This window comes from Mesorhizobium sp. 113-3-3 (assembly GCF_016756495.1).
Classification (GTDB): Bacteria; Pseudomonadota; Alphaproteobacteria; order Rhizobiales; family Rhizobiaceae; genus Mesorhizobium.
The window spans coordinates 6,119,755-6,134,325 of the sequence record NZ_AP023243.1 but is presented as its reverse complement, the minus strand read 5'-3'; the positions used below and the strand labels follow the sequence as shown (position 1 = coordinate 6,134,325).

At 61.7% G+C, this 14,571-nt stretch carries 9 protein-coding genes; 4 read left to right on the top strand and 5 right to left on the bottom strand.

Annotated elements, in window-relative coordinates; all coding sequences use genetic code 11:
• Positions 1-6: 6 nt before the first annotated feature.
• Both nadE and JG746_RS29730 read right to left on the bottom strand, forming a co-directional pair.
• Complete coding sequence (nadE, locus tag JG746_RS29735; protein ID WP_202355975.1) at positions 7-990, bottom strand: NAD(+) synthase; 984 nt, start codon at positions 988-990, stop codon at positions 7-9.
• A complete protein-coding gene (locus JG746_RS29730; protein WP_202355974.1) occupies positions 987-3,743 on the bottom strand; it encodes a non-ribosomal peptide synthetase in 2,757 nt (918 codons plus the stop codon). Before JG746_RS29730 ends, nadE begins: the two co-directional genes overlap by 4 nt.
• Positions 3,744-4,059: 316 nt before the next feature.
• Between JG746_RS29730 and JG746_RS29725 the strand changes: the two genes are divergently transcribed.
• Complete coding sequence (locus JG746_RS29725; RefSeq protein WP_202355973.1) at positions 4,060-4,785, top strand: sulfate adenylyltransferase; 726 nt, start codon at positions 4,060-4,062, stop codon at positions 4,783-4,785.
• Positions 4,786-4,918: 133 nt separating this feature from the next.
• On the opposite strand, the gene JG746_RS29720 is transcribed toward JG746_RS29725, so the two are convergent.
• From JG746_RS29720 to JG746_RS29710, 3 genes are all read right to left on the bottom strand, one after another.
• A complete protein-coding gene (locus JG746_RS29720; RefSeq protein WP_202355972.1) occupies positions 4,919-5,131 on the bottom strand; it encodes a DUF768 domain-containing protein in 213 nt (70 codons plus the stop codon).
• Between the two features lie 93 nt (positions 5,132-5,224).
• A complete protein-coding gene (locus JG746_RS29715) occupies positions 5,225-6,733 on the bottom strand; it encodes a calcium-binding protein (RefSeq protein WP_202355971.1) in 1,509 nt (502 codons plus the stop codon).
• A gap of 300 nt (positions 6,734-7,033) precedes the next feature.
• Positions 7,034-9,706: an AMP-binding protein gene (locus JG746_RS29710; protein ID WP_244730536.1), complete on the bottom strand. Its 2,673-nt coding sequence runs from the start codon at positions 9,704-9,706 to the stop codon at positions 7,034-7,036.
• Positions 9,707-10,095: 389 nt separating this feature from the next.
• On the opposite strand from JG746_RS29710, the gene JG746_RS29705 reads away from it, so the two are divergent.
• From JG746_RS29705 to asnB, 3 genes are read left to right on the top strand one after another with little or no spacing between them, the layout of a single operon-like run.
• Entirely contained in the window at positions 10,096-11,319 is a 1,224-nt protein-coding gene (locus tag JG746_RS29705; RefSeq protein ID WP_202355969.1) for a glycosyltransferase, read from the top strand.
• Entirely contained in the window at positions 11,316-12,572 is a 1,257-nt protein-coding gene (locus JG746_RS29700) for an O-antigen ligase family protein (protein WP_202355968.1), read from the top strand. The genes JG746_RS29705 and JG746_RS29700 overlap by 4 nt, the downstream gene beginning before the upstream one ends.
• Position 12,573: 1 nt before the next feature.
• Entirely contained in the window at positions 12,574-14,571 is a 1,998-nt protein-coding gene (asnB, locus tag JG746_RS29695; protein ID WP_202359527.1) for an asparagine synthase (glutamine-hydrolyzing), read from the top strand.

The window sequence follows — 14,571 nt, the reverse complement described above, 5'->3', positions numbered from 1 at the left end:
CCCCGGTCAATCCTCGCCAATTTCCATGGACAGCAAAGGCCGCGCGTGAAGATAGTGGGCGGCCCGCCGTTTCGCGTCGATGTCCTTGAAGACTTTCTGCAGTTGGAGCTCGGTGAGACCGGCAACCGCCGCGACTTCATCTCTGGCGATCCCATGGTTCAGGCCGTAAAGGCATAGATCCATCAGGTGATAGGGCAGCGCGAAGTAGAACTCCTCCTGGCTTTGCGCCATGGAGAATGTGTCGGTGGTTGGTGGCCGCTGGCGAATTTCCTCGTCCACGCCAAGATATTCCGCGAGCTGATAGACCTGGCTTTTGTAAAGGTGGACGATCGGCATCACGTCGGCGGTTCCGTCGCCCTGCTTGACGAAAAACCCCTGGTCGTACTCCAAACGGTTTGGTGTCCCCGCAACCGCGTATTTGAGGCGGTCGGCGTGGTAATATTCCGTCATCTTGCGCAGGCGCTGTTTGTAGTTGGTTGCCGCGACGATCTGCAGATAGGCGGCTGGCGAAAGACGCACCGTGTCGACCTTGCCCTCTGGATCCTGGACGGTGAGCCGGGTGATGTTGAGGCCGTTGCTGGCGAGCACCGGCTCAATCACCAGTTTGCATTTCCAGCCGTCCCCATAGTCGGGAACGACGGTCCGGATCGCCTCGAGCTGCCGACGGTAGGCGCCGACGGCCTCTACTGCCGGGCCTATGTCTTCCAGGATGTTCTCAATCCCCAGCTGTGCCGAGACACGGCGGCCAAGTCTGAGCGAGTCGCCGGAGGAATCGCGCTCCGGCATGAACAGCCCCAGGACTTTGTCCTTGCCGAAGGCGCGTGTGCACAAGGTCGCGACGACGGAGCTGTCGATGCCGCCGGAAAGGCCGACAACCACGCCGCGACGATGGAGCGTGCCAAGAACCTGCTTGCGCAAGGTGTCGACGATGCGATCGACCTCCGCACGGGCATCGAGCAGCAACGCGTCCTTGCTGAAGTGTGAGATCACGTCGATGACAGATCCTCCCTTTTGCGAGACTCGGCCGCGGAGTAGGTCTGCACGACGGCCGTCTCGATGAGCGGACGGTTGGTGGCAAGATTGGGCTCTATGACAAGGTCGATGTGATTGCCCATGATCGGCACCACGTCCAGATGTGCCAGGGCGCTGTCCCAGCCCAAGGCCCGGGGCATTCCCTCCCGTCGACAGCGGAACAAGGTGCCGGAGATGGGCAGCGCCGGTTTGGGTGCCTCCAGCCACTGGAAGAACGACCGCGCCCGCATGACTTCCTGCAGTTCCAGCTTGGTTCTGAAGCTTGTCGGGCTGAACTCTCCCTTGGCAAAGCGGTCGAGAATCCTCGCGAGATACGCCTCGCAGCCCATGGCAACGGTGATCTTCGCGAGGGCTCGGCAAGCCATGCGGTGGGCGGAAATGCGGTTCGTGCGAATGCGATGGAACGTGCGGGTGAGCGTTCCCCAATGGTTGCTCGGCTCGTCCAGAAGGCTCGTGTCGAGGATACCCAAAAACCTTACCGATCGGCCGGCTGCCAGAAGCCGCGCGGCGACCTCGAACGCAACCGCGCCACCAAGCGAATGGCCGAGAAGCCGCACGGGGCCGGTAGGCTGGGCGCGGTCTATCTGCCCGAGCGCGGCGGCAGCCATGGCGGCGAGACTGTTGTGTCCGTCCAATATCGCGGCGAGGCCAGGATACCGGATCGGGTTCACCCGGGCGACTTTGCCCATGGCGGCTGCGAACGCAGCCAGGCTCGGACCATAGCCGACGGATCCTGGAAACAGGAAAAGCATCGGAGGATGCAGCTTCTTGGCGCGCTGCTCCCCTGCCTGTGCGGACACGACCGCCTCAACCATCTCGTCGAAGCTCATGCCGACGGTGAAGGCCTCGAGGCCGAGCTCTTGCCCGATGGCGCTTTCGATCGCCATGACGCAATGCAGCAGCTGCAGCGAATCTCCTCCCGCGTCATCCCAGTTCCCCGCCGCGGCGCCCGTGTTGAGAACCTGCATCCACGCGTGCTGCACGATTTGCCTTGTATTCAGTTCGCCTCCCACGGGGAGCGGCCGGGCAGTGGTCGGCTGGGCGACTGGCGCCGTCTCTCTCTCCGAGCGATCCATTTCGGTGAGCGTTGCCAGGTCGACCTTGCCTCCCGGCAGGCGGGGGATCTCGGCGATGGTGTGCAACCGCAAGGGACGCAGCGGCGCCGGCAACGTCGTTCTGACGAGTTGGCGAAGCTCCTCCGCAAAAGCGGCTCCGGCAAAGTGCTGCGGAGCCGCGAATGCGATGAGTTCCTCGGCCGGCGTTACGATTGCCACGGCATCCGCCACCGAAGGCGCGCAGCGCAGGACCCGTTCGAGCTCGGCGGGCTCGACGCGCCGACCATTGATCTTGATCTGGCGCCCTTTGCGGCCGACGATGCGCAACAGGCCATCACCGTCCAGCCGAACGAGGTCGCCCGTCGCAAAAACCCGAACACCGGGATCGTCAGGGTCGGGCCGCGCGGGAACGACGACACCGTTCTCCCAATGACCAAGCAGGACATAGGGGCTTCTGATCAGAAGCTCCCCGCTCTCGCCTGTCCCAACATTGCGACCCGCCTCGTCGACAATGGCGAATGCCATCCCAGGGAGCAGCCTGCCAACGGGGATCGATGCGTCCTGCTCCGGCCAATCCTGCGGCAGGAACCATTGCGAGCCGGTGGTCTCGGTTGACGAGTAGCCGATCTGGATCAGGCACTGATCCGAAACGGCCTTGCGCAGCAACGCGATGTCCGTCCAGGACACCTTCTCGCCACCGATCCGGGCCACCCGGAGCGACTGGAAGGCGTCAGCGGGGGCCTCGGTCAACAGCGCCCGCAGCAGAGCCGGCACGAGATAGGCGATCGTCACACCTTCGGCTTGAACCCGAGCGCGGACCGCGCGCAGGCCGACCGCTTCCACCTCGAGAAGATGCAACGTGGCGCCTGTCAGCAGCGCCGTAAGAATCTCCCGGCAGCCGGCAATCGTGGCAGGCCCGGTCAGAGGCAGGAAAACGTCATCCGCGTTGATATGGCACGCCTCGACATATTGCCGGACCCGCCACAGCAGGCTGCGTTGGCTGTTGACGATGCCCTTGGGACGTCCCGTGCTACCTGATGTGTAAAGCACCATCGCGGGCGCATCGACGGAAACGGAAGGGAGCTTCGGCTGCTGTGATGCCTGCTGACCGTTCGGTGCGACGCCGGCGGCAATATCGATCCATAGGACTTCCGGCGCCAAATCGATGGGGCGAACGTTTCCAGCGCCTATGATGGCGCCGAGCCGCGCGGCGTTCGCAATCTCGATGATCCGAGAGCCCGGATCTCTCATGTTCAGCGGAACCGAAGGCCGCCCGGCCGCCATGCTTGCCAGTATCGCCACAGCGTACCAGGTCGAATTGGCCTGAAGGATTCCGACCGCCTGTCTTTCGGGAACGACGGCGGCGATACGGTGCGATAATGTCTCGACAGCCCGGAAAAGCTCGGAATAAGTCAGGCGATTGGCACCGTCGCCAATCGCGAGCTTGTCGGGATATTGACTGGCGACGTTTCTGAGGTGATCGAAGACGGGAATGTCCGCAAAACCGGCGCCCATCTGTTGATACCGGCGCCCGAGGGGGCCCCCATCGTCAAGAGCATATTCGGGAATATCTGACCATCCGCGGGTCGTCGTCGGTCGACAATCCAACCGTCGATCTTGATCCACCGCTTCAGACTGCAAATACGCTGAAGACATTCAGGGCCCCACCAAGCTGAAAGTCGACCATCACTTGCCACCGAAATATTTTCATCAATCATTCGGATGATGCCTCGATCTTGTTCAGGCAGCGCTTTCCCGCCCTTGGCCTCCCGGAAGTTCTCTGATTTCCCTGCTGTGACGGCCGTTCGCCCGGGATGCCGACCGTGAAACGCTTACCAAGGGCCAATCCCGCGTGCCTTCGGCAGCGGATATGAAAGGTCATTCAAATGAACGTTGGTGTGGGTTGTAATCTGGCTAAGCTTTGATTCGCAGACGAATGACTGCTTGTTGGGAGACGGTTGGGCATACCGCCATGATCATCGAGTTGTTTGGACCGCCTTGTGCAGGCAAGACCACACTTCTTCGCGGCCTCTGCCAGGGGATGGCGAAACACGGCATCAACGTGAAGACAGTGAACGGGTATCGCCTGATTGAATATGGGTCGGCCCAGGAAGACGGTCCGGAAGTACGCCATGGCATTGGCCGTATTGGCAAAAAGATTGCCACCTCCGGCCCGGTCCTGCTGTCGACCCTGCCGAAGGATGGTGTCGCGGCCAGGCTGCTGGCGTCAATCCCGCTGCGAAGCCGCACATGGTCATGGCGCATGAAGGTCGACGTCGCCCTGCTGTGCGAATCCTGGCGTCAGGCGCAGCAATCGGAAGGTTATTTCATTTTCGAAGAGGGCTTGATCCAGGCTTTGTGTGCGCTGGTTGTGCTGGCGCGAACTCCAAGCATCGAAGTGGTTCGTGACTGCCTGGCGTTCCTGCCGCGGCCAGACCTGCTTATCCAGCTCGATGCGCCGCAGGAAACCTTGCGCCGCCGTCTTATGGATCGGCATGCGCAGCAACCGCTCCTGGAGGTCCTCCTGTTCGAACTCGGCGTGGACAAAGGCTTGAGGCAGGCCGATATCTCAAGAGAGATCGGCAAGTGTTTGCGCCAGGATGGATGGCCCTTGATGCAAGTCAACGGTGCTGAACCTCACGATCTCGACAAGGTCATCACGCGGGTCTTGGAACAGCACGAGACCGTCCCGGTTTGACCAAAAGCCAAGCCACTGGCCAAACCACTGGCTTGGCTGGCAATCATGAAGTTGGTAGGCACCGCACTTCGGTGAGCAGCAGGTGTGTCGACCATGGGCTTCTGCGGCGTTGCCAATGCAACCGGCCGAGCAATCATTTTGTATCGCGTTGGTCGAGCACTTCAAGCATGGTGGTCAGCATGCTTCCGACTTCTTCCGAGATTTCCTCGAGGCGAATTCCCGCCTTGATGGCGTCCGCCGTCACCTGGTCGGCGAGTCTCGCCGCCAGGGTCGGATCGGAGTTGGAATAGGGTGGGACATTGTCCTCCACCCACTTCTGCAGGAATTCGATGCCCCGAGCGCTCATGATGGACTAACGAGCGTTCGAGAGATTTCGTTCCGCCGGATGTGTTCAAGAAAACGTCAGGCCCCCATGATCGGGCCTGACGTTCCCCAAGGCTCACATTACGATGAACGAGGACGCCGTCAGCGCAAGGTGCGGAGAAACAGTGGCAAACTGGATCTGGGGTGCGCCGCCCGCGCCATCCGCGTCGAAAGAGAGGGCGCCGGTCGAACTGTTGTAGATAATGTGGTCGCTGCTGTCATGCGCACCCTTGCCGACGTGGAATGCCGAGGTGGGAAGGGCGCTGTAGGTGGGAAGGGCGCCCGGTTGAAGGCCGGTAAACACATTGTGGTCGAGCAGGATCTTGTCCTGGGCTACATTGAAGTCAGTGATCTTGTCGATATTGCTGTTCTTGAGGGCGGAATTGAAGACAAAGACGTCCGTGCCCCCATTTCCCGTGAGAACGTCTTTCCCGCCACCGCCGTTGATGAAGTTGTTGCCGGCATTGCCATCTATGGTTTGGGAGAACTCGTTTCCTTTGAGATTGAGGGGGAGGGTGCCGGACTTGCTCGTGGTGGCGAGATGTTCGATCTCCGAGCCGGCCGACAATACATAACTGACAGATGCCAGCACGGTATCGTTGCCGCCGCCCGGCAGTTCCACCACCTTGTCGCCGGCGTTGTTGACATAATAGGTGTCGTTGTAGCCACCGCCGATCATCGTGTCGGCGCCGGTGGTGCCGTGAAGCACATCCGCGCCGCCCGTGCCATAGAAAGTGTGGTCGCTGGTCGGGGGCACCGTGCTGGGCGGGGGCACGGTGCTGGTGGGCGGAGGCACGGTGCTGGTGGGCGGGGTCACTTCGCCGGTCGAAGGCGCGCTGGTGGTGCTCTGGTTGTGCTGAAGGAAGAGGGCCTGCAGCTCCGGCGAGTTGCCAAGCGCGGTGTCGCCCTGTTGAGAGCCCCACGCATAGGCATAGTCGAAGGCGGGCGATGGCGCCACCTTGGCCCAGTGATCCAGCATGGTCTGCTCCTGGGCGACGCTGGGAAGGACATATTGGCCGCCCGTGTCGGTGGTGTAATTGCCGCCGCCGAACGTCTGGTAGACCGGAACGACCTGGCTGAGCGGGATGCCCGAGGCGACCGCCGCGGCTACGGTCCTGTCGATCATGTTGTAGTCGACGGTGCTTGTGCCGGTGCGCACTGGGTAGGGATCCAGGCCGTAATAGTCGATATGCGTGTTGGCGGGATTATAAGTGTTTGAAAAATCTGGATTTTCCGAAGATCCCATGTTCATCATGGTGATGAAGGTCTTGGCGCCGGGCAGGTTGTTGTGGATCCAGTCGGATTCCGCCTTCAGGTTGTCGGCCGTGGCATAGGTTCCCCATTTGCCCGTGGGATCGGGCTCGTCGACGAGGAAGAAGCCGAACACCTTCGGATTGCCGATGAAGGGCGTGACTTTCTGAATGAAAGACGAAGTTGCGCCATTGGCTTCATCGAGCCAGACCAGACCTTTCGTGCCATCCGGCAAAGCGTTGAGTTCGTCCACGGATGAAACATCGACAAGATTGAATCCGGCGGTTGCGACCTCGGAGGCCGACCCACCCGAGGCATAGTGGAGGGTTGTCATGCAAATATCCTTCGTCCAATTCGGTGGTGCCCCGTGCCTGCCTATTGGAAAGGGTATATTAGGGCCAAATCAAATACCGGTGCCCCTTGATAGAATCCTTGATCATGGCAAGGAGAGCCTACGCGACGGGAAGGCTGCCCTGGTCCTGTTACTTGTTGATTGTTTAGGGATATTTCAGCACGGCGACGCAGGATCAGGCTGTTGTCGCCATGGCGGTATCGCTGCCGGATTTGTTGTGGATCCGTCAGGAGGATGCACGAGCATCCTGTCCATTTCAGCTCCGAGAGCGCGAATCATCGGCTATGCGCCGCTCACCACAAACGCTCTTTCTATCAGCGGACGGTTGTGGCTGAGATAGGGTTCAACCAGCATGTCCAGGTGCCCGCCGACGATCGGAATTATGTTCAGGCCGGTGACGAAAGCACTCCAGCCAAGGTCTGACGGAACGCCTGTGCGCCTGCACCGAAACAGGGTGGCGGTAATCGGCAATGCGGGCTTCGGCTGCGCCAGCCACTGACCAAATGCACGCATCCGCAGGATTTCTTCCAGCTCAAGGCGCAAGATGAATCTTATTCTGGCGAAGCTCCTCCATTTCAGCCAGTCGATGCCCCTCGCAAGCACAGCCTCGGCACCAAATTGGGCGAACAATTTTGCCAGAGCCCGCAAAATCATGCGATCCACCGTCACTCGATGCGTGCGGATGCGCTGGGCGGTGCGTGCGAGTCTTTCACGATAGTTGTGCTGTCCAGGCCCGATATTGGTGTCGAGGATTCCCAGGAACGTGACCGACCGACCGGCGGCAACAAGTTTGGCGGCAACCTCGAAGGCGACGCCGCCGCCAAGCGAATAACCGATCAGTTTCACATTGCCATCGGGCTGGACCTGGCTGATCTGGTCGACAACCGCATCCACCATCCGCGGTATCGTGCCATGTCCCTTCAGCAGATCGTTCAAATCCCCATAGCGCACGGCAACAACCCTGGCGACATCGCCCATCTCGGCACCGAAGGCCGCCAGGCTCGGACCATAGCCGATCGATCCGGGCACGATGAACAGAACAGGTCTCGGGTCGGAAACCTCGACAAGCGAGTTGCTTGTGTCTTGCCCTGGAGACGCTGCCCGGACGACATCGGCGAAGCTCATCCCGACGGTGAAGGCGTCCAGGTTGAGTTCCCGCCCCAGCGCCGTCTCAAGTTCCATGACGAATTGCAGCAGCTTCAGTGAATCGCCACCGGCATCGTCCCAGCGGCTGCCAGCCGCCCTTTTGCCCGGGAGTATCCTCTCCCATACGGCCGCCGCGGTGCCCTCGACATCGAGCGGGTTGGCCGCTTGCCGGGCGATAGGCGTGTTCTCTTGCGCGCTCAGCGCGCGATCCAGTTCCCGCAGCGTGACACCGTCGACCTTGCCGCCTTTGAGCCGCGGTATCTCGGCAACACTGTGCAGTCGCGTCGGGTGAACAGCCGGCGGCAGGCCCGCCCTGATCAGGTCGCGCAGTCCGGCAATGAACTCGCTTCCGGCCGGTCTCGCGGGGACGACAAAGGCCACCAGTTCGTTCGCGTCCGTCACCACCGCAACAGCATCATCCACCCGAGGCGCCCGGCGCAGGACGAGTTCCAGTTCGGCAGGTTCGACCCGCCTCCCGTTTATCTTGATCTGGCGTCCCTTTCGTCCGACGATCCACATCATTCCGGTGTCGTCGATCTTGACCAGATCACCCGTTGCGAAGGTTCGAAGCCAGGGGTTGCCGGAGTTCGCCTGAAGAGGGACGTTTTCTCCATCCGCCCAGTAGCCGAGCGTGGTGTAGTTGCCTCTGATCAGCAACTCTCCTTCATCGCCCGGGGCGACCTCGCATGCGTCCTCATCCACGATGGTGTATTCGATGCCGGGCAGCACGAAGCCGACGGGCACCGTTGCGCCGCGCTCTTGGTAGCCCCTCGGCAGGAACCATTGCGTGCCGGTCGTTTCCGTGGACGAATAGCTGATCTGGACGAGGCAGGACTCGGGAACGCTGCCGCGAAGCCGATCGATGTCGGACCATAGGATCTTTTCTCCGCCGACCCGCACGATCCGCAAGGAAGAGAATGTGTCGGGCGCGGAACCATTCATCAACACACGCAGCAGCGCTGGCACGAGATAGACGACCGTTACCCGCCATTTCTGAAAATTGTCGCGGGCGGCGCGAATACCGGCGCTCTCGATATCCGAGAGGTACAATGTGGCGCCGCACAGCATCGGCGTCATCATCTCGCGGCATCCGGCGATCGTTGCAGGCCCAGTCAGTGGCATGAATACGTCGTCGGGGCCGAAGTGGCAGGCATCCACATATTGCTGAACGCGTTGGAGGATCGCCCGCTGGCTGTTCACGACGCCTTTCGGCGCCCCGGTGCTGCCTGAGGTGTACAGAACGATTGCAGGAGCATCGACCGACACGTCGGACGGCAACGCCGACAGGCTGCCATCCGGCGTTGCGGCCATGCAACTTGCCGCATCGATCCATTCAAGCGAGGGGGCATCCGGCCAGTCTGCCGGTTTGCCCGGCCCTGGCTTGATGATCGCAGCCAGCCGCGCGCTGGTGGCAATCGCGGCGAGGCGCTGAAATGGATCCCGGGGGTTCAACGGCACGGCGGGCCTGCCGGCACGCATGGCGGCGAGCATGGCCACCGGATACCAAAGTGTATTTCCGATGAGGATACCGACCGCCTTGCCCGGTGGGGCCGAACCTGCAATCGCACTTGCCAGGTTTTGGACTGCGTTGAGCAGTTCCGAAAAGCTGAGGGATGTGGAGCCGTCGCTGATCGCGATCTTGTCCGGGTATTTTTCGACGGTCCGCTCGAGGTGCGAGAACGCCGACTTTTCGGAGAAGTCGTCGCCCATCCGCGGGAAGGGACGGCTGGTTGGTCCGTCCATGTCCAGAGGGCGGGTGGAGGCCCGTTTCCATGTGAAGCCGTCTGGAGGGCTGATGTTGCGGGCCATCACAACATCTTGATCCGTTGTCGGTCCCCCAACGGATGGCAAGGCGCGTGGAAAACGGCTCTCTAAACGCGGGTGCCCCGACGTTTCCAACACAGCCCCCTTGTTTGCTGACTGGATTTGCCGTGTCGTACGCGACCCCGTTGACCGTGGCATCGTTAGAACGAATGAGTTCCAGTTCAACTCATCGATCCGGCGGCCGTTGCCGCTACATCGCCGCATCGCCCAACCCCTTGCTTCATTTAAACAGACGAGGACAACGCGTGAGCCTGCTCCTAGCGTGAAACCTGGGTGTTGTGCGTACTGGGGCGATGAAACCGGGCCATGAAAACAGGTCATAGGGCCAGCGGTTTAGCGCGGTTGGGATTCTGCCGGCATCCAGGAGGGACAGGATGAGTCCGCATCTGGTTTGCATTGGAGGCGAGGATCACCGGCTTAGAATTCCGTTCCTTCTGGCACTGCGTGAAAGGGGCTTTCGGGTCACTGCCGTCTCGAGCGACGCCGGAGACGCCTTTTCACCTTACGGCATTCCGCATCGGCGGTTTGGGTTCGACCGCTTTGCCACTGGCGGTGGAGAATGGGGCGCTGTCGGCGCGATCCGTAAATTGATGTCCGAATTGCGTCCGGACATTGTTCAAAGTTTCGACACCAAGCCCAACCTCCTGACCCCTTTGGCCGTACGCGGGCAGGTTCCGGTCATCCGCACCATCAATGGGCTTGGTTGGACGTTCTCGTCACGGCAACCGCGGGCGTTGGCGCTGCGCCCGGTCTTTTGTGGCCTGCAGGGACTGGCGTCGCTTTGGACAGCCGTGACGGTCTTCCAGAATCGCGACGACCAGGCCTTCTTCGAGCGCTATCGGCTGCTGGGCCGCGGCAAGGGGCGACTGATCCGGAGCTCCGGCATCGACCCGAGCGCATTCTCGACAGCAAGGTATCGTGGCCCTTCGGCCGCCATGATGCGCGAGGCGCTTGGGCTTCAGTCGGCCGAAGTCATCATCTTTGTCGGTCGGCTGACTCGCCAGAAGGGGATTCCGACCCTGATCAAGGCGGTTCCCCGCGTCCTCTCCGAGAGGCCTAATGCACGTTTCGTGCTTGTCGGTCCGCAGGACTCCGAAGGTCCGTTCGCAGTCAGCAGGTCCGATATCGAGCAATATGCCCCTTACGTCGTCGCCTTGGGACCAAGGCGGGATGTTCCAGCTCTCCTTGGCATGGCCGATCTGTTCGCGTTTCCAACACAGTATCGCGAGGGTGTTCCGCGCGTCCTGCTGGAGGCGGGATTGTCGGGATTGCCAATCGTCGCCTCGAGGATGCCCGGCTGCAATGACGTCGTTGAAGATGGCTGGAATGGCTATCTCGTCGCGCCGCGCGATGCCGATGGCCTGGCATCCAGAATAATCGATCTTCTGTCCGACCGCGCCCGCGGCAAGATCATGGGCAGCCGTTCGGTCGGCCTCGTGCGGGAACGCTTTTCGCTGTCGTGGGTCGTCGACCAGTACTGCGATCTGTACAAGACCGTCCTCGGTGGCAAATACCGCGGCAGTCTTGCTCGGCCCGCACCCGCGATCGTGAGGGAAGAGGGTGCGCGGGCCCCTCGACTGGGTGAGGCGCGGCAATGATCCGTGACGCGATCCTGGCCATCGGCATCGTGATGTCCTACGCGGTGCAACTCGGCATCCCGGGGCTGCCGTTCGGCTACAGCGAACTGTTCCTCTCGCTCTGGATATTGCTGTCGATCACGCGGGTTCTTGCCGGCGGCCGACTGGAGGTTACGCCGGCCCTCACCAAACTTGCCCTTTTCTGGGTGATCCTGACGCTTGCCCTGGGCGTGGGCTCCATCGTCGGCTTTCTGACGACCACACTGTTCCTCGATCCGTTGTTGCATGACACGATGGCCTACGTGCTGCTGGCCTGCGTCACCTGCCTGGCTGCCGCGGAGCCCAACGCGGCTGTCCGTTTGCGCCGTATCGCCTGGTGGATGATCGCTGTCGCGAATGCTGGCTTTGTCATTCAGGTCGGGGTTGGTTTCGGCTGGATCCATCAGTCTGGCGTCCACCCCTGGTACTGGGACCGCTTCTCCGGTTGGTCTGAAAATCCGAACCAGCTTGCGCTCTACTGCGCGCTCCTCGGTCCTTTGGCCCTGCATCTTGCCACAACCACCAGCAATAACTGGGGAAGATGCCTTGCGCTGTGCAGCCTGATCCTCACCTTCTATGTCGGTCGGCTGACAAAGAGCGATACCTATCTCTATACGACGGTCCTGGCTTGCCTGATCCTTCTGGGACTGCGGGTTCGGGCATGGCTGACAAGCGACGGCAAGGTCAGCCTTTCACGGCAACTTGCCCTCCTGTTCACGATTGCGTTCGTTCCGCTGGCAATCTCCATCGCGCCTTACGCCCTCAGCGAGGCCGCCAGCGCCGAAGACTTCGCCAAGAGCCTCACCAAGGACAAGGGCGGGGAAGCGACCGCGGAAACCGCCGCACTTCGCCTCTACCTTTGGGACGAGGCATTGAACAAGGGAGCAAGATCCGGGTCGCTGGGTCTCGGACCAGGCCCGCACCTTGATCGTCCCCCCATCGTCAACCAGCAGTTTCTGCCGCGGCCTTTCGAGGCCCATAGCACGATCCTCGATCTCTACACTCAGGGCGGCCTGATTTCGGTCCTGGCCCTGCTGTGGATCCTCGGCTCGGCCGGCTGGTCCGCCTGGCGTGCGAGACAGGACGCCCTCGTGGCGCTCGTGGCATCGATCGCTGTCTTCAGTGCACCGCACCTGATCATCCGTCATCCGATCCTGTGGTTCTGTCTGACCCTCTCCCTTGTCGCTGGAAAGCCGCAGGCGATCCCCGCGATCGTTCGCCGGAGGAGATATTAGAATGTGTGGGATCGCCGGAATTCTCTTGGCGCCCGATGCCGCCGATACGAACGCGCTCAGGTCGATCGGGCCGATGACGATGGCCCTTCGTCATCGCGGGCCTGACGGCGAGGCATTCTGGACGAGCCGCGAAGCCGGGATCGCCTTCGGCCACCGGCGTCTGGCCATTGTCGACCTGTCGGAGGCGGGTCGCCAGCCGATGCACTCCGCGAGCGGCCGGTATGTCATTACGTTCAATGGCGAAATATATAATTTTCGCGATCTGCGCCGCGAACTGGAAGGGGCGGGCCACCAATTCCGCGGCACCAGCGACACGGAAGTCATGCTCTGCGCGATCGAGAGCTGGGGCCTCGATGCGGCACTCCAGCGCTTCGCCGGCATGTTCGCTTTCGGATTGTGGGATCTGAAGGACCGGATTCTTCACCTCGCCCGCGACCGCATGGGCAAAAAGCCGCTCTATGTCGCCTCGACACGTGAAGCGCTCGTCTTCGCCTCGGAGCTGAAGGCGATCACTTGTTTTCCGGGCTTCAGCCCTGAACTCGATGTCGATGCGGCTGCGATGATGCTTTCGAAAGGGTGGGTGCCGGATGACCGTTGCATCTGGGAGGGCGTGTTCAAGCTGCCGCCCGGTTCGGTCCTGTCGGTGACGGCGGCGGATTTCGCCAATGGCCGCGGTGCCGGAACGCTCGCGCATCGCATTCGCCGCTGGTGGTCGCTGGCCGATGTCGCCGGCAAGGCGCAGCGGGATCCGATCACCGGCAGCGACGAGGACCTTACGACCGAGCTCGACAGGCTGCTTCGCCTTGCCGTCAAGGAACGCATGATTGCCGATGTACCGCTCGGCGCCTTTCTGTCGGGGGGGATTGACAGCTCGGCGGTCGTAGCCCTGATGCAGGCACAGTCCCGGACGCCCGTTCGCACGTTCACCATAGCGTTCGGCGAGAGCGGGTTCGATGAGGCTCCCCATGCGGCCGCGGTCGCGCGGCACCTGGGCACCGATCATACGGAACTGCATCTTTCACCGGCCGCGGCGCTTGAGGTCATTCCGGAGCTGCCGCGAATTTGGGACGAGCCGTTCGCCGATGAGTCGCAGATACCGACGCTGCTGGTGTCGCGCCTCGCCCGGCGACATGTAACCGTGGCTCTGTCGGGCGATGGTGGCGACGAGTGCTTCGCGGGCTATTCCCGCCATTTCCTCGCAACCCGCCTCAGAAGGCAGCATGAGTTGCCGTCGTCGTTTCGCCGGATGTTGGCGGCCGGGGCTGGATTGCTGGCCCAGGCCTCCCAGAAAGACATCTTCGGCAGCTTGCCGCTTTCGGCGACCATGCGGCACGGATTGCGCGGCGACCGGTTGAACCGCCTCGCCCGCCTGTTCGAGGCGGCAAACGAGGACCAACTGCTTCAGCGGCTGACGGAATCTTCGACCAACAAGCTTCTTCATCACAAGCCAGCGGCATCCAATGCCAGCGCGGCACAACTCGACGACCTGCTGTCACGCCTCCTGTTTGACGACATGACCGGCTATCTCCCCGGCGACATCCTGGTGAAGCTCGATCGCGCCACCATGGCCAACAGCCTCGAGGGGCGATGCCCGATTCTGGACCATCGCGTCGTCGAATTCGCCTGGCGCCTGCCAACCAATGCCAAGGTCCGAAGCGGCAAGGGCAAATGGATACTTCGCCAGCTCCTCGATCGTTATGTACCGCGCCGATTGGTGGATCGGCCCAAGCAGGGTTTCGACGTTCCGGTCGGAGCCTGGCTGAGAGGCCCCCTGCGCGACTGGGCATCGGATATCATTGCCACGACACGCCGCTCCGGAGACGGGGTCATCGACTCTGCGAAGGTCGACGCATGTTGGCGCGATCATCTGCAAGGAAACCAGGATCATTTCCGCGACTTGTGGCCGCTGCTGATGTTCCAAGCATGGCGCAACGAAGCCATGCGGCCATCGGTGCCGGCAACCCGTCCTTCTTACGATATCGAACTGACAGGGGATTGA

Bases quoted from the DNA above. Each gene is read 5' to 3' on its own strand.
- JG746_RS29715 (WP_202355971.1), bottom strand. From the start codon at position 6,733: ATGACAACCCTCCACTATGCCTCGGGTGGGTCGGCCTCCGAGGTCGCA.
- asnB (WP_202359527.1), top strand. From the start codon at position 12,574: ATGTGTGGGATCGCCGGAATTCTCTTGGCGCCCGATGCCGCCGATACG.
- JG746_RS29725 (WP_202355973.1), top strand. From the start codon at position 4,060: ATGATCATCGAGTTGTTTGGACCGCCTTGTGCAGGCAAGACCACACTT.
- JG746_RS29730 (WP_202355974.1), bottom strand. From the start codon at position 3,743: ATGTCTTCAGCGTATTTGCAGTCTGAAGCGGTGGATCAAGATCGACGG.
- JG746_RS29720 (WP_202355972.1), bottom strand. From the start codon at position 5,131: ATGAGCGCTCGGGGCATCGAATTCCTGCAGAAGTGGGTGGAGGACAAT.
- JG746_RS29705 (WP_202355969.1), top strand. From the start codon at position 10,096: ATGAGTCCGCATCTGGTTTGCATTGGAGGCGAGGATCACCGGCTTAGA.
- JG746_RS29710 (WP_244730536.1), bottom strand. From the start codon at position 9,706: ATGGCCCGCAACATCAGCCCTCCAGACGGCTTCACATGGAAACGGGCC.
- JG746_RS29700 (WP_202355968.1), top strand. From the start codon at position 11,316: ATGATCCGTGACGCGATCCTGGCCATCGGCATCGTGATGTCCTACGCG.